Source organism: Ruminococcus flavefaciens (genome assembly GCF_900116855.1).
Classification (GTDB): Bacteria; Bacillota; Clostridia; order Oscillospirales; family Ruminococcaceae; genus Ruminococcus; species Ruminococcus flavefaciens_R.
This window is the reverse complement of the sequence record NZ_UETD01000005.1, coordinates 119,454-141,410: the sequence shown is the minus strand read 5'-3', so window position 1 is coordinate 141,410 and position 21,957 is coordinate 119,454. Positions and strand designations below refer to the sequence as shown.

Here is a 21,957-nt window from a genome sequence, read left to right as displayed (position 1 = left end):
ACAGCTATGTCAGATAAATTCTTTTCACTTCTCGACAGCAGCAGCTTTGTATTCCTTGACGGCGGCATGGGCACCATGCTGCAGGCTCACGGGATAAAGACGGAACATATACCCGAGCTTCTCAATATCACAGACCCCGAAGCCATTATGAACATCCACCGTCTCTATGTGGAAAGCGGTGCGGATATAATCTACGCCAACACCTTCGGCGCAAACCGATTCAAGCTTTCGGGCAGCGGCTATTCCGTTGAGGAGATAGTCTCCGCAGGTGTTGCCAATGCCCGTAAAGCCGCGGCAGGACGCGCTCTCACGGCTCTGGACATGGGTCCCATAGGGCAGCTCCTCGAGCCTGCGGGAACACTGAAATTCGAGGAAGCCTACGAGGTCTACAAGGAGCTTGTACTGGCAGGAAAGGAAGCCGACGTTATCGTCATCGAGACCATGACCGACCTCTATGAGGTAAAGGCTGCCCTCCTCGCCGCAAAGGAGAACTCCGACAAGCCCGTGCTTGTGACTATGACATTTGAGGAGAATATGCGTACCTTTACGGGAGTTTCTCCCGAGTGCATGGTGGCAGTACTGGAGGGACTGGGCGCAGACGCCATCGGCGTGAACTGCTCACTGGGTCCCGAGGAGCTTTTCCCCGTACTCGACAGGATATGCGCCCTCACCTCGCTCCCCGTTATAGCCAAGCCAAACGCAGGTCTCCCCGACCCTGTAACCAATGAGTACAACGTAGGTCCCGAGGACTTTGCGGAAAGCGCGGTAAAGCTGGCAAAGGCAGGCGTCACCATATTCGGCGGCTGCTGCGGCACCACTCCTCAGCACATCTCCACTATGATAGAATCTCTTTCGGGCATGGAGAGACAGCCCCGAAAAATAGTCCGCGCAAGCATAGCCTGCTCCGCAGTGAACTGCGTGAATATAAACCAGCCCCGTGTTATCGGCGAGCGTATCAACCCCACAGGCAAGAAGCGCTTCAAGGAGGCTCTCCTCGCCCATGATGTGGACTATATCCTCGGTCAGGCAGTTGAGCAGATACACGCAGGCGCCGAGATACTGGACGTGAACGTGGGACTTCCCGGCATCGACGAAAAGGAAATGATGGTGACGGCTGTAAAGGCTATACAGAGCATCTGCGACACTCCTCTCCAGCTGGACTCCACTATCCCCGGGGTGCTTGAGGCAGGTCTCCGCGTATACAACGGCAAGCCCATTGTTAACTCGGTGAACGGCGAGGACGACTCCCTCGACACCATACTCCCCATCGTAAAGAAGTACGGTGCCTCTGTGGTGGGACTTACCCTCGACAAGGGCGGTATCCCCAAGACTTCCGACGGACGTTTCGCCATTGCGGAGAAGATACTGCGCCGCGCCATGGAATACGGCATACCCAAGGAGGACGTTTTCATCGACTGCCTTACCCTGACGGCTTCTGCCGAGCAGGACGGCGTTATGGAGACTCTCAACGCACTTCACAGAGTAAAGACAGAGCTGGGACTGAGAACGGTCCTCGGCGTTTCAAATATATCCTTCGGACTTCCGAACCGCGAGCTCATCACCCGTACATTCCTCACAATGGCGCTCCACAGCGGTCTGGACCTGCCCATCATCAATCCGAATGTTGAGGGCATAATCGGCGCAGTAAGAGCATACAGGCTCCTTGCGGGAATAGACCGCAACTCCGCGGATTTCATAAGCATCTACGCTCAGGACGACAGCGCTCCCAAGGCTCCAGCACCTGCAAAGGACAAGGACTCCCCCGACCTTGTGTACTCGGTGGAGAACGGACTGAAAAACAACGCCGTAAAGGCTGCGGAGACTCTCATGAACACCGTTGACCCCATGGAGATAATCAACGGCTATCTTATCCCTGCCCTTGACAGTGCAGGCGCTAAATTCGAGAAGGGCAAGATATTCCTGCCCCAGCTCATACTCACCGCAGAGGCGGCGCAGGCGTGCTTTGAGGTAATAAAGACAAAGCTCTCGGCGGCAAACAGCGAGAGCGTATCCAAGGGCAAGGTGGTTCTCGCCACGGTCCACGGCGATATACACGATATAGGCAAGAACATCGTCAAGGTGCTCCTTGACAGCTACGGCTTCACGGTCATAGACCTTGGCAAGGACGTTCCTCCCGAGACCATCGTGGAAGCCGCTATACAGCACAAGGTAAGCCTTGTGGGACTGTCGGCGCTGATGACCACTACTCTCGGCGCTATGGCTGAGACTATCCGCCAGCTCAACGAGAAATACCCCGAATGCAAGACCGTTGTGGGCGGAGCTGTTCTCACTGCTTCCTATGCGGAGCAGATACACGCGGATTTCTACGCCAAGGACGCCAAGCAGACCGTTGATATAGCATCAAAGGTCTACGGAGCGTGAGCCTTTAGCCATTAGCCATTAGCCGTCAGCTTGCAGGGCGGATACTATCTGCCTGCAATAATGAAGATAATGTAGGGAACGGCTCTCCTGCTGATCTCTAAATGAGGTATACCATGAATGAAAAAAATGAGCAAAACCACTTGATGAGTAAAAAACTTTTTATAATTTGCTCGGGGTTACTATTTGTCTTAGTTCTTATTTTCGGGATAATTTTACTGTTCAAAAATATGCTCTTCAAACCTGCGATATTAAATAAAGCAACGTTCTCAGAGGCGGATAAGAACATAATTGCAGAGGAACTTGATATTTCCGCTGATAAATTCACTGTAGAAAAAATGAGATTCACACATGCCAAAGACTCATATTTCTGCATTACCGTAAAGACCTCTTCTCTTGAACTTCTTGGTTCATATGAATTTCAGGGAAATGATAATTACAATAACCGACCAAAATACTTAAAAAGAGACATTAATGACCCTCACAACAATATTGTTTGTACTGTAATATCAAACGAGCCTTATGAGCTTGATTTTGAACTGCATAACTGGAATAAAAAACTTTATGGTATAATAAAATGAGATTATCTTAGAATATGCAAAAAAGCAGCCTACATGGGCTGCTTTTTTTCGTATACACAAAGGCATACATAAAAGGGAACGCCGAAGCGGCGTTCCCTACTGTTTTGTCTTATGGGCTTTCTCGTAGACCTTGCCGATGACGAATGCCGCTACGTCCGCAAATACCGAGGCTATACGCATTACCAGCACGAACAGCACTATCCTGTCCGCATAGCTGTCTCCGCAGACAAAGAGCATAACGCCCTCTCTTATACCGATACCGCCGGGGGCTCCGGGGGTAACGAAGCCTATTATCCACGCGAACATAAAGGCTCCCGTCAGCGCTGCAAGCTCCCCTGCACCTGCCTGCGGAACTATGAACCACAGACACGCAAAGTACATGGCTGCCGACACCAGATTGTGTACGAAATAGTAGAATATGCCAAAGAGGAGCTGGGGACGTCTCTCTTTGCTGAATGCCTTTGCATACCGCGAAAGATAGGAGCTTACCCTGTCTCTGAACTTCAGCCTTACCACTATCGCCGCAGCTGCAAGTACCGCTATGCCCACTGCTGCCACGATAAGGAGGTTCCGTCCGTATTTCGACATGAGCTCCGCTATACGTCCTCCCAGCAGCACCACTGAGATGATACCCGTCCAGAACACGCAGAACAGCACATCAAGAATGGTGGCGCAGGCAACGTCCACATGGCTTATCTTCATATCCGCCGCCAGCTGATTTCGTCCCACATACTGGAACACATTGCCGGGGAGGTACTTGTATATATTTGACCTTGTGAACACGGGCATCGCCGCTGAATAGGGTATCTTCTGCCCCGAAAGGGAGCGCGTGAACATGAGCCATGACCAGCAGGCTATGATGATCTGGACGGTCTGTATGACCAGTCCCACCGCAAATGCAGCTATGACACGGGGCGAGCTGAGATCAGACAGCTTTATGTCCATGTCGATTATCTTCTTCACCACAAATGCCAGTGCGGCTATAACAACGAGATGACCTGCCAGCTTCAGGAGCTTTTTGACGTTTATCTTATCCTTCATGGCGCTTTGCCTTCTCGTAGAGCTCTTCTATGTTGTCCACCATCTTGTCCCACGAACGCCTGTCAGCCTCCGCGCGGACGCACTTGGTCATTTCATCTGCATTTCCCTCGCTGAAGAACCTCTTTACCGCCTCTGCAAGGGCGTGGGGGTCCTTGGGTGGGACGATATATCCCGTCTTGCCCTCGTCCACCACCTCGGGGATACCTCCCACATTGGTGACGATAACGGGCTTGTCAAAGCCGTATGCCATCTGGACGATACCGCTCTGAGTTGCCGATTCATAGGGAAGAACAACTATATCGCAGGAGGCGAAGTACTTCTCTATCTCCTCGTCGGGGATATAGCCGTCAACTATCTTTATGTTGTCGCCTGCTCCGCCTTTTTTTATCAGCTCCATATAGGAGTCCTTGTCGTCGCGGAACTCGCCAACTACCCAGAGCTCTATATTGGAGTCATATTTCACTATCTCGGGCATTGCCTTTATGATATGGCGGAGTCCCTTATACTCGCGGACAAAGCCGAAAAACAGCAGTATCTTCTTCTCGGGAGCGATTCCTGCCGCCTTTCTTCCCTCCTCCACGGTCAGGTGGTGGAGGTTGTACTGATTGTGTACGGGCAGGTCAGCCGCCTTGAAAATGGGGTCAGACTTTATGAGCTTTAAGTCCTCCGCGTCGGATTCGGAATGGGTGATATACGCCGAACCGCGCTTCAGCGCGAACCTTGCCAGAGACTTCTGCATGGGGAAGTTCTCATGAGGAAAGACGTTGTGGCAGATGAAGATGCGGGGGATCTTTCTCAGCATGAATGAAAGACAGCCGTAGCAGGGTGCGAAATATGGGTGCCACCAGTGTATGACTATGAAGTCGGGGTGCATTTTCTTTATTTTTCTCGCCGTATTTATCCAGTTGAAGGGATTTGCGGTATTTATCAGGAACTGCGCGTCGTCTATCTTGAAAAGACTGTTGCTGTAATCCTTCTGGGGCTTTCTGAAAAGCAGCTTGGGATACTGCATCTTATAGGAGACAGTCTTTACATTGAAGCGCTTTTTCAGGCTGTTTATCATAGTCGCGGTGTTATAGGCTATGCCGCCCTTATAGGGGTAAACGGGACCTATCATCACGACTTTTTTTCTCTTTTTCTTCTCGCTCATTTCTCATCCACCTTTTCCGCGGAGCGTCTCTGCTCCTCGTCGCTCTTTCCGCACTCCATCTTTCTCACTCTGTACTGAACGTCCTCAAGGAGCTTGCGGTTTGAGGCGATGGTATCGCCGAGAAGTCCGAGAGTCACTGTCTGGAAGCCCATCATCATGAGTATTGCTGTCAGGATAAGAGACTGAATGTGTCCGTCGCCCTCTCCCATAGCCATAAGTATCAGGAAGCGCACGCCCAGCACCGCTCCTATGAGGAGAAGCACAAGTCCTATGGTCATGAAGAATGTAAGGGGCTTGTACATTACGAAGGAGCGCATGATGACAGTTGATGAACGCTTCATGTATCGCCACATACTGGAGAAAAGACGTGAGGGTCTGGTCTCGGGATTTGTTCTGATAGGCACCGAGGTCATGGCAGTCTTGTTATTGCCTGCCTGTATAATGGTCTCAAGGGTATAGGTGTACTCGTTGACAACATTGAGTCTCAGTGCAGCCTCACGGGAATAGGCTCTGAAGCCGCTGGGAGCGTCGGGGATATCAGTGCCCGAAGCCACGCGCACGACCCAGCTTCCAAGATGCTGGAACTTCTTCTTTTTCCATGAGAAGTGCTCGGTCTGGTCAATGGGTCTCTCACCGATGACGATATCAGCCTTCTGCTCAATGATGGGACGGACTATCTTCTCGATGTCCTCGCCGCAGTACTGGTTGTCGGCGTCGGTATTTACGATTATATCCGCACCAAGGTGGAGACAGGCGTCGATGCCTGCCATAAAGCCCTTTGCAAGTCCCTTGTTGCGCTTGAACGAAACGATATGATGAAAGCCCAGCTCCCTTGCACGGGCAACGGTATTGTCCTTACTTCCGTCGTTGATGATGAGATACTCTATGGTATCGATGCCGTCTATATGCTTTGGCAGGTCATTGTACGCCAGTTCAAGGGTCTCCTCCTCGTTATAGCACGGTATCTGTATGATAAGCTTCATGATATATCAGTTCCTTTCTTTTATGAGGCAGGCGAAAAACGTACTGAGCTGAAAGCTATTCCCAGCTCGCGGTCATCATTGGGATTTGCAAGGGAAGCGCTCCAGAGAGGTGCGCGTATCTCCAGTATATTCTCGCCCTCAAGCACCTGATCCTCCTCGGCGCTGAAGTGGAGAGGCTGACCGTTATTGCTCTGAGTTATCTCCTGTGTGCCGATCTCCTCGCCGTTGAGAAGCAGAGTTACCTCCACCTTATCCTTGCCGATCTGCTCAAAGGGGATGCCGCAGCCCATTTCAAGAGTCACATCGTAGTCGCCCGGATAGAGTCCGCACTCCACCTGTGCCTCCTCGCTGTCTGTCCAGCAGAATGTCGCCTCGAGTCCCGAGACACCGCTGAGCTTTGTATAGTCCCCTGCGGCGGTATAGATAAATCTGTACTTGTCATAGAAGAAAAGATGTATCTCCTCAAGATAGCTGTAGAAGGACTTTGGCATGGGGATAATTGTTCCCGTATTTACCATATCGTCCTCGATGTGGTGTATCTTGTTGGAGTAAATGGCTGTATAGTCCTCCTCTCCGAGGTCAGACTCGGTGATGACCATTACTCTGCCGTATCTTGCGGCAAGTCTGTCAAGCTGGTCGGGGTCCTCGGTATCCTCGGGGATAACATGGGCGCCCGTCATGCTCCTTATGGGGAGCCACAGCCTTGATGCGTAATCGTTGGAAATGACCACGCAGTCGTCTGCATCAACGAAATCCGCAAGGTCGCTGAGAACGCTCCACTCGATACGGGTATCGTCCTTGTGCCATACAAGGTATGCGTCGTATCTTGCAATGAACAGGAATGACGCCGCAGCCGCAGGAATGAGCAGCTTTCCGCCGAAGCGGTCAAGTGCAATTCCGCTGAAGACTATTCCCACAGGGATAAAGGGAGCCAGATAGCGCGAGAAGTAGAAGTAATACCTTACCTCAAAGCGCAGGAACGCCGAGTATATCAGTATACAGTAGAAGAACATGATGAATACCACAAGGCGCTGCTGCGATTCGGCAAAGAGCTTTGCGAATATAAGTGCAGAGACCATAGCCAGCGGCATCACGATGAAGCCCACGTTCGCACAGAAGCCCCAGAGCGTCACATAGCTTGCCGACTTCCAGTCGCTGTATGTCATGAACGCCTTTATGATGATGTATGCACAGGGCAGTATTATCATCAGTCTCAGCAGCAGAGCGAACAGCTTTGAGGAGGAAGCCTTCTTCAGGAACTTTCTCTGCGAGAAGTCCTTCTTTGTCAGCTTCTTCACTATGAGGTCAAAGATTATGACTGCCGCAAATGCCGCAGCTGAACCCGCAATTACCACTGTGGTGATATTGTGTACGCCTATGCCGCCCACAAAGAGGGGGCTGTAATTGTTCATGGTGTAGAAGGGCTGAACCTGCTTCATCATGAAGAAGCTTGCCAGATATCCTGCCACGGTGACAGGCATGAGCACCGCGTACTGGCGCTCTCTTGTAAATACATACATACCGCCGTATATCATGATGAACATGGGAAGCATGGTGTACAGTGATACATGATAGCAGCCGAAAACTGCCACGGGGATTATGGACATCCACCGCTGCTTGCTGTCCTCATCGGTCATGAAGTAGAGGAATACCGCAGGTATAAGGGTGAGCATTATCTCGGTAAGAGAGGATTTTGCTGTCCATATTATTACGGGAGCCACTGCCGTCAGCGCACATACACAGGCAGAGGTGGTCTTTTTGAGCTTGAGTGAACGGGTTATGAAGTATATGACGAATATGAGACACACAAAGAGTATGGTCTCAAAGTCCTGCATATGCTCCATGCCGAATATGCTTCCCCACATGGCAAGGAGTGCCGAATATGTAGGTATGCCGTGGATTATGCCCGAGGACGGTCCCACGCTCCTGTCGTAGACGGTATCGGGGTAGTCCGCATGGGGGATATCATAGCCTGCCAGCCTGCTGCGGATATTGTAAGCTAATGCCGCCTTCTCGGTCTCATCAGTGACATCGTGATACTCTGTTATGTCCTTCTGGCGCTTGGTATCGCCGTTCATGAAGAGTATCGCCTGTGTCTGGTACACTCCCTGATCCTGTCCCATGCCGAAAAACTCGTTCTTGGTGGTGACAAGGGGAAGTGCAAGGAGACTGACTATCAGCGGTATGAGCATATCCTTCACGGACATATCGTTCCTGAAGATGTGCTTCCAGCGGAAAGGCTTGCTCCTCCGCAGGAATATTGCCAGAACCAGTACGGCAAAGCTTGCCGCTGCGGCTCCGCAGCCTGCACGGAACACGGTGTACTTGTCTATGACGAAAAGCCCCATGCTCACAAGGATATGGATGAAGAACCACATGACTATTCCCATTACGGCGCCCTCTATGATATTCTTGTTCCTGAACCATACAACGCCGCCGAGAATACTGAATATAACTCCGACTAAGCATATCGCAGCAAATAACATCTAATACGTTCACTCCTCACAGATATTGTTTATCATCTCGCTGAAATTGCGCATTATCACTTCCCAGCGGTAGTTGTTCTCAACATAGGCTTCGGCGTTCCTGCGCATTATTGCATACTCCCTGTCATGGGAGAAAACATAGTCCAGTATGCCCTCGAACTCGAAGTAATCGGTATAATAAAGACCGCCGTTGCTCTTGACGCAGTGCCCTTTAAGCACCTCGCAGCCGCCGTTTACGATAACGGGGACGGAGAGTGTCATAGCCTCCAGAACGGAAATGGACAGGCTCTCAAATCTGGACGGCAGCACAAGGCATTTTGCCCCGGATATGCCGCTGAACTTGTCCTCCTCGCTGACGAAACCGAGACTGATGATGTCCTTGTGCTTCGGTATCTCGCAGACAGGCTTGCCCATGAGCACCAGCTTTAAGGGACTGTCGGGACGGCGCTTTTTGTATTCAAGGAAGTACCTGAACATCTCGGGGCAGCATTTGCCCTCGTCGATGCGTCCGACGTATATGATGTAATCGCCGTCGATGCCGAATTTGCTGCGGAATGCAGCCTCATCGGGCTGACAGGGCACCTCAACTCCCGTGCCCATTACCCTGCAGTGGATATCCTCACAGTGGAAAAGTCCCTGCACCAGAGCCTTCTCCTCGTCGGTGAGGAACACATAAGCCCTCGGCAGCTTGAAAAAGGTCTTGTAGGTCTCGAAGTGTATGAAGGGCTCGTCGTGAGCGGTGGGTATCATTATGGACTTTTCAGCCACCTCGGGGAGTCCCTGCACTGTCAGGTAGTAAAGATAGGTCACGAAGATGAACACATCGTACTTATCCTTTGAGGAGCGGATATAGTCGATAGCCGCAGGTGAATAGGGTCCCTGCTTCTCGAACCATATCTTCTCTGTCTCTGTATTGTAGTGCCCCGAGGAGAGGTATTTCCCGTTGAAGTCGTTGAAGTCCTTTGCGCGGGGCTTCTCAACAGAGAAGCGGAGCACTCTTACTCCGTTTATCTCCTCCTCGTCGGCAGTATAATAGTTTTCCCATGTGGTATATTCAACAGCCTTTGTGGTGATGACGTCCACCTCAAACTCGCCCGTGAGTCTTTCGGCAATGAGCCTTGTGTAGTACTCCGAGCCGCCGTTTACCTCAAGTCCGTATCTCTGATTTACAAGCGCTATTCTTTTCATTGTTCCCTTTCTCCGATGACTTCTGCGAAAAACTTCTTGTATTTCTCAACGATGACGTCCCATGCGAAGTTGCTGCGGACGTAATCTCCGCCGTTTCTTCCCATAAGTGCAGCCTTTTCCCTGTTGCGGAGGATCCAGTCGGTGCAGCCCTCGAACTCGAAGTAATCACCGAAATAGAGACCGCCGTCGGACTCCGATACGAAGTTCCTTGTGACGGGACAGCCGCTGTGTACCAGCACGGGGCGTCCGCAGAGCCAGCTCTCCATGATGACAAGGGAGAAGCTCTCGTTCTTTGAGGGCTGACAGAGGAACTCTGCCGCTGCCTGTCCGTTATACTTGTCCTGTATATCCACGAACCCAAGGTCGATTATGCGCTTCTGCCTTACCAGCTCGTCGGGGAGCTCAATGCTGCCGCCGCCCATAAGCACCAGCTTCAGGTCGGTATCGCGGCGCTTGAGATACTCCGCAAAATACTGCACCAGAGTGTGAACGTTCTTGCCCTTGTCCTTGCGTCCCGCGTAGACGATAAACGGACTGTCTATGCCGAACTTTTTGCGGAAGGCATCTGCGTCGGGCTTTATGTCCGTATCCATGCCTATTCCCATGACGATGGTCTTGGTGCCGCTCTTTGAGAAGCCGTAGAGCCTCTCCGCCAGCTCCGACTCGGGACGGGCATTGAATATCATTCCCGCAGCCTTGGGAAACACCTCTTTATACCGCGATATATAGGCATAAGCCTCATCGTGGAAGCAGGGTATCAGCACCGATTTCTCAGGGAACATTTTCGTTCCGTTATAGGTGGTGCAGAGCAGATAGGGTATGAACACAAAGAGGCTGTATTCCTCGCTGTGCTCCTTCATATAGCCGTAGAGGGCAGAGCACTCCGCCATTTCCGTCAGGAAGATGTCCTCCTCGGCAGGAGTTATCCTCATGCCCTTCATGAGCTTTGCGTTCACGGCGTCAAAAGCCGCGGCATTTCTCTCGCCCACTCTGAATCTTCTTACGGTAATGCCGTTTGAGGCAGTCTCAGTGCCCTCCTTGTGGAAATTGCGGCTCCAGTCCGAGCCTGCGTCCTTTATACAGGTGGTCAGTATCTCCAGCTCCACCCCTGCCCTGTGCAGGCGGTCAGTCACCTGCCGGAGCTCCATTTCCGCTCCGCCGGGAATATTCTCGCCGTACCACGGGATAACAAAACCAATCTTCTTCATCGTTCTATCCTTTGTTATTTACCTTTTCTTCCCTCGATAAAGCCTGTGAGACAGTCTGTGAAGATGTCCTTCAGGCGGTCGTATGAGAAGTATTCAAGTCTTTTCTTCTGTCCCTCGATGAGACTTTTGCGCAGCTTTTCGTCCCTTACCACTCTGTCGATGACAGCCGCCGCGAATACGGGGTCATTGCTGTCCAGAAGAACGCCGCTTCCGCCGAGAGTCTCGGAAATAGCGCTGGTATCATAGGCTATTATGGGGACTCCGAAGAACATGGACTCCACAAGGGGCACACAGAGTCCCTCGTGCTCGCTCATACAGACAAAGGCGTCAGCCACATGGTAATATGCCAGTATCTCGCTGAACTTTATATGTCCAGTGAACACAACATCATCGCTGAGTCCCAGCGCGTTAACGTACTTCACAAGGCGCTCGTTGTAGTTCTCCATGCCGTTTGCCGAGCCCACAAGTATGAGCCTTGAATCGGGCTCCAGCTTCTTATAGCAATAGTAGGCTCTGATGATATTCTCCTGTCTCTTGTTGGGAGCTATCCTGCCCACGAATATGATATTCTTCTTTCCGTCGCGGTACTTCTTCATGGTAGCCTCGTCGGGAGCCTGCTCATAGTCCTCGAACTTCGTCAGCGAGGGGCTGATGTCTATGGGACAGGTATAGCCCATCCTCCTCAGCTCCGACTTGTTGTACTCCGATACCGCCATGACGTAGTCCATCTTGTCGCGGAGGTACTCCACGCCCTTGTAGCCGTATTCCGTCAGCTGAGTGGCTGAGGGGCTGTAGGGACGGAAAAAGTCGGGGGGAGTGATATTGTGGTATATCATAACCCTGCGGCACTTGTAGCTGTCTATCTTGAATGACAGATCTGTGCCTGTGGACTTGTGGTATATGAGCACATCGCTGCTTTTCAGGTCGGTGAGCTTATCCGCCTTTATGGCAGAGCCCTCGGGCAGGCGCTTGTCGATATTCTCGGCATAGATAGCGGTCTCATAGCCCAGACCAGCGATTATCTCCTTGAGGGCGAGAGCGTCATTTCCCACTCCGTCACCGAATGACAGCGTAGGAAGGAGCTGCACCACCTTCATCGTGTGGTCTCCTTTGAGATCAGTCTGCGGAGCTCCGCATTCTCGCGCTCCAGCTTGTCAAGTCTGATGATAAGCTCCTTGTTGGCAAGCTCAAGGGTCTCCACTCTGCCGCCAAGGTCTGCGCTTCCGCTCTCCGCAAGGGACTTCATGACAGTTACCGCATTGGCGTTGAAGTCGTTCTGCTCAAACACAACAGGCTCAACGTAGAACTTGGTCAGCTTTCTGATGACCTTCTTGATGAATACCTTTACGGGATTGCCCTGAAGCTCCTTGTAGGGCTGTATATAGTAATGGGTGCTGACATAATCGAGGGCTTCGCTTGCAGAGCCGCTCTGTGCGTTCTTTTTGTAGGGAACGTCCTCGAAGCTGAGCATATCCGCAGTAAGTCCCTGCTCCTTGATGCTCTGCTTTATCTCAGCCATTATCTCCTCTATATTTATCTTCTCGTTTTCCATAGCTTATCCTTTCTTGACCGCCACAACAGCGTAATCCTGACTTCCGAATATCATGTCGGACACGCGCTTCATCGCCTCGTTGAACTCCTCTGTATTCTCTGCTCCCTCGCATTTCAGTGCAGGGATACTGTAAGGCGGACGGCTGTTCTCGGTATATATTATCTCCACATCCGTAAAGCCTGCCTTCTCAAGGTAATACTGCATGGTGAGAGGGTGTACGGGCTTTATATGGGAGGGGTCGATATAGAATGCGTTGGTATATATGGACAGTGAGGTGGGGTTGGGTGTCTCGATGATGATACAGCCGCCCTTCTCCAGACGGTCATAGGCAGTATTGCACAGGTCGATTATCTGGTGGGGAGTAAGGTGCTCGACAACCTGTCCCACGAAGATACCGTCAACGCCCTCTGTCTTTCTGAGGAAGTCCGCACCGTCGCCGCAGGCAGCTTTCAGCCCCTTCATATTGCAGTATTCGGTGTATGGCTCGTATATATCCACGCCCTCTGCGTTTATGCCGTTGTCCTTCATCAGCGACAGGAACTCTCCCCTGCCGCAGCCTATGTCAACAACGTGCTTTTTGCCGCTGTAGAACCGCAGATAGAACTCCTGTGCCTTCTTTATGCTCTCTATGGAGCCGCGGAAGTGGTTCTCGAAGTCAAAATAGTCGATGTCCTCATAGTCGGAGCCGCTTCCCGAGGGTGCTGCCGCAGCTGTCTCCGCAGGAGCTGCCTGAGCTGTACCCGCAGGCTGTACAGCAGCGCCTTTCAGCTTCTTTTCCACCGTGCCCAGCTTGCTGCGCAGGAACTCCTCCTCGCTGTTGATACGCTCGATGAGGTTGTTGTTGTTCCTGAGATTTACGCAGGCGGACTCAAAGTCGCTCCTGAGGGCGGAAAGGCTTTCCGCAGCAGCTCCCTGAGAGTCACCGAAGCGCTTTTCCAGCTCCGCCATATCCCTGTCAGCTGCCCGAAGCCCTGCAAAGAAGCTGCCGAAAAGCTTTCTTTTCAGTGCTCCCTTGATGCCCTTCTGATTGTTTATGCTTTCAAGAAACTGTGATATATTGCTCATTTTTTACCTCTGCAAATTCCATGTGTGGTCAACGCGGGCGATACCCGCATCACCGTATGCCGATAACATCTGTATTTTGTATGCCTGCCTGTAATAGTCCACAGGTATTCCCTCGCCCTGTTCTATGGCTATATCTATCATATACTCACCCGACAGCAGCTGTACGTTCTTCATTGTTATCTCAGCGGTGCCGTCCTTGGTGAGTGTCATCTCGGGGAGCTTGTCTATCCTTGTGTTGGTGCCGTAGCACTGCACACCGTTCATATCGAAGATACCGAAGCCGATAACTGCGTCCTGAACGGGCTTTTTCACGGTATAATCCACAGTGAGCCTGATATCCTCACCCACTCTGAATACGGACTGCTCCGTACCGTCCGAAGCAAATGAGCGTATCCTCTTTATACGCGCCTCGCCGCTTCCCCAGCGCTTGCCGTCCTTGTTTTCGGCAGGCTCCTCGGTATCGGCAGCCTCCTCTGACTTCTTGTTCCTGTCCTGAATTTTCCTGCTCATATAGTCAAGGTACTCAAGGTCGATCTCCTTGGGCGGCCCCTCCGCCTTGATGAGTCCATCATGTATCCATATCGAGCGGTCGCATATCTGCTCTATCTGACCCAGCGAGTGAGACACGATAACGATGGTGGTGCCATGAGACTTTATCTCCCTAAGCTTGTTGAAGCACTTGGACTGGAAATTGGCGTCGCCCACGGCGAGTATCTCGTCGATGAGGAGTATATCCGCGTCCACGTTTATAGCTACGGAGAAAGCCAGTCTCATATACATTCCCGAGGAGTAGGTGCGGACGGGATTGTCGATGAAGTCCTTCAGCTCCGAGAAGTCGATTATGCTCTGTATACGGGAGTCTATCTCCTTTTTGTTAAGTCCGAATATAGCGGCGTTGGTGTAGATGTTCTCCCTGCCGCTCATATCGGGGTGGAAGCCTGCTCCCAGCTCGATAAGGCTGGAGACTCTTCCCTGCATCTTTATGCTTCCCGAATCGGGGTACATTATCCTTGTCAGCAGCTTCAGTGTGGTGCTCTTGCCGCAGCCGTTGTGACCGATGAGACCTATCGCCTCGCCCTTTTTCACCGAGAAGCTTATGCCGCGGAGCACCTTTCGCTCCTCATAGCGGCTCCTCTTGCGGAAAAGCAGTCTCTCCTTGAGCTGCGAGCCCTTGTCCAGATACACCTTGAAGCTCTTGGTAACGTCTTTGACTTCTATTACATTTTCATTTTCAGCCATTACAGTTCCTCCGCAAAGTGCTTCTGGAGCTTATTGAATACCACAGCTCCGATTATAAGGAATAATACTCCCAGACCTGCCGCCCAGAGCAGTGTGGTAAGGTCAGGGACCTGCTTGTCGTAAAGCACCGTTCTGTAGCAGTCGATTATATGTGTCATGGGGTTGAGATTGAATATGGGAAGGTATCTCGGCGGTACGATGGACTTTGAGTAAACGACGGGAGTGAGGTACATCCACGCCATTGAAACGATGCCGAGGATATGCTCCAAGTCCCTGAAATAGACGGTTATCGCCGAGGTAAGCAGTGCCATTCCCAGTGCAAAAACGTACTCCACTATCATTATGACGGGGAGAGTCAGCACCGCAAGGAAGTTTATGCCTGCTCCCGTTACTATTATCACCGCGAATATGACTATGAAGCACAGCAGCATATTCACAAAGCAGCTTGTAACATAGGATATTGGTATTACCATTCGCGGAAAGTATATCTTCTTTACGAGGTCCTTCTGCGCCACTATGGACGCTGCTCCCACCGTTATTGACGATGAGAAGAATATCCACGGTATCAGCGCCACGAAAAGGTAGAGGTAATACCTGTCAATGTTATTGGGAAGGATCTTCGAGAAAACTATCGTGTAGACTATCAGCTGAAAAAGCGGATTGATAAACGTCCACAGGAAGCCCAGCACCGAGCCCTTATAGCGTCCGCGGAGGTCCTTTTTCACAAGGCTGAATATCATCTGTCTGTAAGCATACAGCTCTTTTATCGTACTCATTTATTGCTCCTTGAAAGGCGCACGGCGGCTGTTTTCCGCCAAATGCGCATAAAAATCCATAGTATCATTTAATTATATCACAAGCGCTCTGCACTGTCAAGTGCAGAGGTGCTCGTTTGTCGGTATAATGCAAAAAACGGACCTTTTTGGTCCGTTTTTGTCACTTATGGTATTTTCCGCCCTCAGCTATCTGGAATGCACGGTATATCTGCTCCAGCAGCATGACCCTTGCAAGCTGGTGAGGGAAGGTCATTTTAGACATGGAGAGTCTGAGGCTGCCCATGGACTTTATCTCGGGGTCGAGACCGAATGAGCTTCCGATAATGAATGTGACGGTGCTCTGACCGCTGACGCCTGCCTCGGTTATCTTCTCCGACAGCTCGGGGCTTGTGAGCTGCTTTCCCTCTATGCACATGGGTACTATCATGCCCTTGGCATAGCGCTTTATCTGCTCGGCTTCCTTTTTCAGTGCGGCAGCTATCTCCTTCTCGGAGGGGTTGTCCCCCAGTCTGCACTCATCCAGCTCATGGAGCTCAAAGGTGCAGTATCTTCCCAGACGCTTTATGTATTCTCCGCAGGCGCTGCGGAGGTAGTCCTCTTTCAGCTTTCCGACAGCGATAAGTACAATATTCATCAGAAAATAACTGCTCCTCCCTGAGTTTCTACAGGAGCCACCCCGAGGAGGTAGTCCCTGCCCCTTGCGAACCTGTCAAGGCTTCGCTGCACGGTGCTGTCCGCAAGCTGCGGACGGTTATTGTCCTGACTGAGGTGTCCCAGCAGGAAATGTGTAGTCCCCCGCTCTATGAGCCTGCCCACCTGCACGGCGCAGTCATCGTTAGAGAGATGACCGTTCACAGAGAGTATCCTCTCTTTCAGGTACAGCGGATAGGGTCCCGTGCGGAGCATATAGTCATCGTAATTGGCTTCGATGAGCACCATTCGGCAGCCCGTCAGAGCCTCGTCCACCTCCTGTGTGACGTGGCCCAAGTCCGTGCATACGGCGCAGTACTTGTCGTCGGAGGTGTGTATGCGGTAGCCGCAGCTCTGTATGACGTCATGGGGAGTGTTGAAGCAGCTCACCTCACTGCCGCCGCAGCTTATGGTCTTTCCCGTCATATCTATAACGGGAGAGTTCACCGCTATCTTGTTGCCGTCGCACAGCCTTTGCAGGGTGCGCTTCTGCCCGTATACGGGCATACCTGTTTTCTTTGTGAGCATAGCCAGACCTGCGATATGGTCGGAATGCTCATGGGTGATGAACACCCCCTGCACGGCGCTTAGAGGTATGTGGTTCACCTCCAGAGCAGTGCAGAGCCGTCTGAAGCTTACGCCGCAGTCTATGAGTATACCGCCTTTTTCAGTTCCGATAAATGAGGAGTTGCCCTTGCTGGAGCTGAAAAGGGGATAGAGTCTTGCCATTGGATATTCTCCGTTCAGTTTTTTAATTCATAATTCATAATGCATAATGCTTAATTGATGTGTCGGCTTACGCCGACCTGTTTACAAGATCAATACTATCTGCCATAAGGCAAAAACTTTAATTATGAATTATGCATTCAGCATTATGCATTCAGTCACAGAACTATTAATTGATCTTATTAATTTCAGTGCCCTGACGGGTCTCCTTTACCTCGTAGCCCAGAGCTGCTATCTTGTCGCGGAGCTCGTCTGCGAGGGCGAAGTTCTTGTCCTTGCGTGCAGCCTTGCGCTGCTCCACAAGCTCAAGGACCTCATCGGGTATATCATCGGAAACGGAATCCGCATTGTCTGCAAGCTCCTTTGCATTGGCAATGAGGTCAAGTCCCAGCACCTTGTCGAACTCGCCGATAAGAGCCAGCTTTGTTGCGGCGTTTGCCTTAGACTTCAGAACATCATATACGACTGTAATAGCCATAGCGGTATTGATATCGTTGTCAAGAGCATCTCTGAAGCTCTGCATAAGGCGGTCGTATTCAGCCTTGTCGATATCGCCTGCGCTGTCCTTTGTAAGCGGAGCTATCTTCTCGATGAGCTTGTTGTAAGCCACAACAGCATTATCGAGGTTCTCCCATGTGAACACCAGTGACTTCCTGTAATGGGACTGTAAGCAGAAGAAGCGGTATACCACAGGCTTATAGCCCTTCTCCTCAAGAAGGGATACTGTCAGGAACTCGCCCTTGCTCTTGCTCATCTTGCCGCTGTTGGTGTTGAGGTGAAGCACATGGAACCAGTAGTTGCACCACTTGTGTCCCAGATAAGCCTCAGACTGCGCTATCTCGTTGGTATGGTGAGGGAAAGCGTTGTCGATGCCGCCGCAGTGGATATCGAGATACTCGCCGTTATTCTTCATGCTTATGCATGAGCACTCGATGTGCCAGCCGGGATAGCCAACGCCCCACGGGCTGTCCCATTTGAGCTCCTGATCGTCGAACTTTGACTTGGTGAACCAGAGAACGAAGTCAGCCTTGTTGCGCTTGTTCTCGTCAGCTTCAACGCCCTCGCGGACGCCGACTGCAAGGTCCTCCTCGTTGAAATCGTTGAAAACGTAGTACTTCTCCAGCTTTGAGGTGTCGAAGTAGATGTTTCCGCCTGCCTCATAGGCATAGCCCTTGTCCATAAGGGTGCTGATAACGCGGATGAACTCGTCTATATAAGTAGTTGCGGGAACTACTGTATCAGGCTTCTTGATGTTGAGCTTTTCGCAGTCGGCAAAGAATGCGTCTGTGTAGAACTTTGCTATCTCCATGACGGTCTTGTGCTCACGCTTTGCGCCCTTGAGCATTTTGTCGTCGCCTGTGTCGCCGTCACTGGTGAGGTGGCCTACGTCGGTGATGTTCATAACGCGGTTGACCTCATAGCCCTCGAAGCGGAGAGCCTTCTCCAGTATATCCTCCATGATGTAGCTTCTCAGGTTGCCGATGTGGGCGTAGTGATATACGGTAGGTCCGCAGGTGTACATATTTACCTTGCCCTCCACATTGGGCACGAATTCTTCCTTTTTGTGTGATAATGAGTTATATAACTGCATACTTTTTCCTCCGATCAAAAGTTGAAAGTTGAAAATTGAGAGTTGAGAGTTATTCGTCCTCGCCGCTCTCCATCCTCGATCTTTTGGTTTTTATTATTGATGAAAGGATCGCCTTTAATTCGCAGGCATCCCTGTTCATTGATGTGAACTGAATATCTGTGATATATTCCGTCTCATGCAGCAACCGAAGCCAGTAAATGGTCTCAGCAGTCTCCTTCAGAGCTATGCACATTTTTGAAAGGAAATCCTTGTCGCTCTGTGCTTCCAACGCCTCACTGATATTAGCACCTATACTCGTTCCGCTCCTTAATATCTGACGTGACAGAACGTATTCTTTCTTCTCATAAAGATATTTATACAGATTTACTGTTCTCACGGCAAATCTGAAACTCTTTTCACCGACAATGCTATTACTCATGTCTTTCACTCCCGACTGTTGAACGCGAGTTTGAAACTCTCAACTTTCAATTCTCAACTCTCAACTCATTCAGAATTCCCATATCTCGGGCGGTGGATTTTTTATTTTCAGCTTTGAGAAATAGCCCAGCATTACAAGAAATTCGGGGATAATGCGGAGTCCGTCGCGGTAATAGGCTCCCATGCGGTCATTATCCTGCACTATTCCCTTGTAGCTCTTGGGACAGGAGAAGGTCCAGTCCGCGGTGATACTGTCGAAGCTGAGCCTGAAAAATCCCGAGGGACTCTCCTCACCCACAGCTTCAAGAAGTGCGATATGGTCGCCCACGGTCTCTGCCGCGCCCACATAGGCTGTGGTGCCGTCAAGGCTGACAGCTCCGAGAAGCCTGCTGTCGTACTTCATAGCCTCGTCGAAAGCCTCGTCAGAGGGATATTTTATTATATTCATCTCCGCCTCCTTACAATACAAAAGCCCCCGAGGGTATACCTCGGAGGCGCAGATGCTCGTTCCCACTCCGTCTTGAACTCATCTTATCCTTAACGCGGACGAAACGCCGTCAGATACACACGCAAACGCGCTTCCCTGCCGAAGCTGACAGCCGCACTTCACTTATCCCGACCATGTGCTCACACCGACCGCACACTCTCTGGACATCCGCAGAAAAGCTACTCTGACTGCTACGCCTTTTGATTATTGCCGGTCAGCCGCATAACTATGCACTACGCACCGACCACTAATCACTATTATATACCAAAGTGCAGGGTTTTGTCAAGGCTGAAAATGGGCAGCACAAATATGAACAAATTGTAAACATTTTCTCTCCCCCTTGACTTTGTACCTGTAAAAGTTATATACTTGTTTTAGCACTCTAAGAGATAGAGTGCTAATTCTACTATGGAGATGTTATAAATGGAAACCAAACAGTTCAAAGCAGAGTCCAAAAGACTTCTCGATATGATGATCCACTCGATCTATACTCATAAGGAGATATTCCTCCGTGAGCTTATCTCCAACGCCAGCGACGCTATCGATAAGCTGTATTTCAAATCACTCACCGACGACAAGGTCGGCCTCAATAAAGACGATTTCGCAATCTGGATATCCGCCGACAAGGACAGCCGCACCCTCAAAATATCCGATAACGGTATCGGCATGACTGAGGAAGAGCTGGAAAACAACCTCGGTACTATCGCAAACAGCGGCTCATTCAAGTTCAAGAACGAGAACAAGCTGGAGGAAGATAACCAGATAATCGGTCAGTTCGGCGTAGGCTTCTACTCCGCATTCATGGTAGCAAAGAAGGTCACCGTTATCTCCAAGGCTTACGGCAGCGACAAGGCTTACCAGTGGGAGTCTGAAGGCGTTGACGGCTACACCATCACAGAAGCCGACAAGAAGTCCGCAGGTACGGAGATCATACTGGAGCTCCTCGACGACACCGACGACGAGAACTACACAGAGTTCCTCGACCAGTACAGAATAAAGTCCCTCATCACAAAGTACTCCGACTATATCCGCTTCCCCATCAAGATGGAGGTATCACACAGCCGTCCCAAGGAGCAGTCAGAGGAGGACAAGGCAGCTAACAAGCCCCTTGAATATGAGGACTACATCGAAGTTGAGACCCTCAACAGCATGGTGCCCCTCTGGAAGAAGAACAAAAACGAGCTCAAGGAGGAGGACTACAAGCACTTCTACACAGAGAAGTTCTTTGATTACAACGAGCCTCTGAAGTATGCTCATATCAGCAATGAGATGCCTTCATACAACGCTCTGCTCTATATCCCCTCAAAGGCTCCCTTTGATTTCTACTCAAAGGAGTACGAAAAGGGGCTCCAGCTCTACTCAAACGGCGTCCTCATCATGGACAAGTGCGCAGACCTGCTCCCCGACTATTTCAGCTTCGTAAAGGGTCTTGTGGACTCCGAGGACCTGTCTCTGAATATCTCCCGTGAGATGCTCCAGCACGACAGACAGCTGAAAGTCATTGCAAAGAGCATAGAAAAGACTATCAGCAACGAGCTGAAAAAGATGCTCAAGAACGAGCGTGAGAAGTATGAGGAGTTCTGGAAGGCATTCGGCTTACAGATCAAATACGGTATTTACAGCGACTTCGGCATGAACAAGGAAAAGCTTCAGGACCTGCTGATGTTCACTTCATCAAACGAGCAGAAGCTTGTTACTCTTGACGAGTACGTTACCGCAATGCGCGAGGATCAGAAGTACATTTACTACGCAACAGGCGAGAGCGCAGCCCGTATCGAGCAGCTGCCTCAGACAGAGCTTGTCAAGGACAACGGCTTCGAGATACTCTACCTCACAGACAATATCGACGAATTCGCAATAAAGTCCCTGATGAAGTACAAGGACAAGGAATTCAAGTCCGTATCCGCAGACGATCTGGGTCTTGACACTCCCGAAAAGAAGGAGGAGCTCAAGGCTAAGGAGGAGGAGAGCGCAGACCTGCTCAAGGAGCTTCAGGAGGCTCTGGACGGCAAGGTAACAAAGGTAGCTCTCTCACAGAGACTTAAATCCCACCCTGTCTGCCTTACAAGTGAGGGCGAGATATCACTGGAGATGGAGAAGGTCCTCAACTCCATGCCAACTGACCAGAAGGTACACGCACAGCGCGTTCTCGAGATCAATCCCGATCACGAGATCTTCGGCAAGCTGAAGTCACTCAGCGAGGGCGGAGACAAGGATAAGATCGGCAAGTACGCAAAGCTCCTCTACGATCAGGCGCTCCTTATTGAGGGCATGAGCATAGAGGACCCCGTAGAGTTCTCAAATCTCATCTGCGAGCTTATGTAAGCTGTGACATAAAAAGCGGTACACATAAGCCGTATACCCACATAAAAGATCTGCCCCTGAGTGTTTTGTAACA

The 21,957-nt window shown here is 50.9% G+C and carries 19 protein-coding genes; 3 read left to right on the top strand and 16 right to left on the bottom strand.

Features of this window, described 5'->3' with window-relative positions; genetic code table 11:
- The first annotated feature begins 6 nt into the window (after positions 1-6).
- On the top strand, positions 7-2,382 hold the full coding sequence (locus DSZ37_RS06365) for a homocysteine S-methyltransferase family protein (RefSeq protein WP_109726105.1): 2,376 nt from the start codon (positions 7-9) through the stop codon (positions 2,380-2,382).
- 113 nt (positions 2,383-2,495) lie between these two features.
- Positions 2,496-2,960 carry a hypothetical protein gene (locus tag DSZ37_RS06360; protein ID WP_109726104.1) on the top strand — a complete coding sequence of 155 codons (465 nt, stop codon included), beginning with the start codon at positions 2,496-2,498 and terminating at the stop codon, positions 2,958-2,960.
- A 96-nt stretch (positions 2,961-3,056) separates the two neighbouring features.
- Here DSZ37_RS06360 and DSZ37_RS06355 read toward each other — a convergent pair whose 3' ends face one another.
- From DSZ37_RS06355 to DSZ37_RS06280, 16 genes are all read right to left on the bottom strand, one after another.
- Complete coding sequence (locus DSZ37_RS06355) at positions 3,057-4,001, bottom strand: lysylphosphatidylglycerol synthase domain-containing protein (RefSeq protein WP_109726103.1); 945 nt, start codon at positions 3,999-4,001, stop codon at positions 3,057-3,059.
- On the bottom strand, positions 3,991-5,151 hold the full coding sequence (locus tag DSZ37_RS06350) for a glycosyltransferase family 4 protein (protein ID WP_109726102.1): 1,161 nt from the start codon (positions 5,149-5,151) through the stop codon (positions 3,991-3,993). Before DSZ37_RS06350 ends, DSZ37_RS06355 begins: the two co-directional genes overlap by 11 nt.
- The gene (locus tag DSZ37_RS06345) at positions 5,148-6,134 is read right to left on the bottom strand and encodes a glycosyltransferase family 2 protein (RefSeq protein ID WP_109726101.1); all 987 of its coding nucleotides are present in this window, start codon (positions 6,132-6,134) and stop codon (positions 5,148-5,150) included. The genes DSZ37_RS06350 and DSZ37_RS06345 overlap by 4 nt, the downstream gene beginning before the upstream one ends.
- 20 nt (positions 6,135-6,154) lie before the next feature.
- Entirely contained in the window at positions 6,155-8,620 is a 2,466-nt protein-coding gene (locus DSZ37_RS06340; protein ID WP_109726100.1) for a hypothetical protein, read from the bottom strand.
- Positions 8,621-8,629: 9 nt separating this feature from the next.
- The gene (locus DSZ37_RS06335; protein ID WP_109726099.1) at positions 8,630-9,808 is read right to left on the bottom strand and encodes a glycosyltransferase family 4 protein; all 1,179 of its coding nucleotides are present in this window, start codon (positions 9,806-9,808) and stop codon (positions 8,630-8,632) included.
- Positions 9,805-11,016: a glycosyltransferase family 4 protein gene (locus DSZ37_RS06330; RefSeq protein ID WP_109726098.1), complete on the bottom strand. Its 1,212-nt coding sequence runs from the start codon at positions 11,014-11,016 to the stop codon at positions 9,805-9,807. The genes DSZ37_RS06335 and DSZ37_RS06330 overlap by 4 nt, the downstream gene beginning before the upstream one ends.
- Positions 11,017-11,030: 14 nt before the next feature.
- Entirely contained in the window at positions 11,031-12,113 is a 1,083-nt protein-coding gene (locus DSZ37_RS06325; RefSeq protein ID WP_109726097.1) for a glycosyltransferase, read from the bottom strand.
- Complete coding sequence (locus DSZ37_RS06320; RefSeq protein WP_109726096.1) at positions 12,110-12,568, bottom strand: hypothetical protein; 459 nt, start codon at positions 12,566-12,568, stop codon at positions 12,110-12,112. The genes DSZ37_RS06325 and DSZ37_RS06320 overlap by 4 nt, the downstream gene beginning before the upstream one ends.
- Positions 12,569-12,571: 3 nt before the next feature.
- Positions 12,572-13,633 (bottom strand): class I SAM-dependent methyltransferase, encoded by a 1,062-nt coding sequence (locus tag DSZ37_RS06315; protein WP_109726095.1) that lies wholly within the window; start codon positions 13,631-13,633, stop codon positions 12,572-12,574.
- A gap of 3 nt (positions 13,634-13,636) precedes the next feature.
- Positions 13,637-14,872 carry an ABC transporter ATP-binding protein gene (locus DSZ37_RS06310; RefSeq protein ID WP_109726094.1) on the bottom strand — a complete coding sequence of 412 codons (1,236 nt, stop codon included), beginning with the start codon at positions 14,870-14,872 and terminating at the stop codon, positions 13,637-13,639.
- Positions 14,872-15,648 (bottom strand): ABC transporter permease, encoded by a 777-nt coding sequence (locus DSZ37_RS06305; protein WP_109726093.1) that lies wholly within the window; start codon positions 15,646-15,648, stop codon positions 14,872-14,874. Before DSZ37_RS06305 ends, DSZ37_RS06310 begins: the two co-directional genes overlap by 1 nt.
- Before the next feature lie 160 nt (positions 15,649-15,808).
- Positions 15,809-16,285 carry a 23S rRNA (pseudouridine(1915)-N(3))-methyltransferase RlmH gene (gene rlmH / locus DSZ37_RS06300; RefSeq protein ID WP_109726092.1) on the bottom strand — a complete coding sequence of 159 codons (477 nt, stop codon included), beginning with the start codon at positions 16,283-16,285 and terminating at the stop codon, positions 15,809-15,811.
- The gene (locus tag DSZ37_RS06295) at positions 16,282-17,067 is read right to left on the bottom strand and encodes an MBL fold metallo-hydrolase (protein WP_109726091.1); all 786 of its coding nucleotides are present in this window, start codon (positions 17,065-17,067) and stop codon (positions 16,282-16,284) included. Before DSZ37_RS06295 ends, rlmH begins: the two co-directional genes overlap by 4 nt.
- A gap of 166 nt (positions 17,068-17,233) precedes the next feature.
- Positions 17,234-18,655, bottom strand: a complete 1,422-nt coding sequence (gene cysS / locus DSZ37_RS06290; protein WP_109726090.1) for a cysteine--tRNA ligase — start codon at positions 18,653-18,655, stop codon at positions 17,234-17,236.
- Positions 18,656-18,704: 49 nt separating this feature from the next.
- Complete coding sequence (locus DSZ37_RS06285) at positions 18,705-19,073, bottom strand: four helix bundle protein (RefSeq protein ID WP_109726089.1); 369 nt, start codon at positions 19,071-19,073, stop codon at positions 18,705-18,707.
- A 69-nt stretch (positions 19,074-19,142) separates the two neighbouring features.
- Positions 19,143-19,520: a hypothetical protein gene (locus DSZ37_RS06280; RefSeq protein ID WP_109726088.1), complete on the bottom strand. Its 378-nt coding sequence runs from the start codon at positions 19,518-19,520 to the stop codon at positions 19,143-19,145.
- A gap of 462 nt (positions 19,521-19,982) precedes the next feature.
- On the opposite strand from DSZ37_RS06280, the gene htpG reads away from it, so the two are divergent.
- Positions 19,983-21,884, top strand: a complete 1,902-nt coding sequence (gene htpG, locus DSZ37_RS06275; RefSeq protein ID WP_109726087.1) for a molecular chaperone HtpG — start codon at positions 19,983-19,985, stop codon at positions 21,882-21,884.
- Positions 21,885-21,957 lie beyond the last annotated feature (73 nt).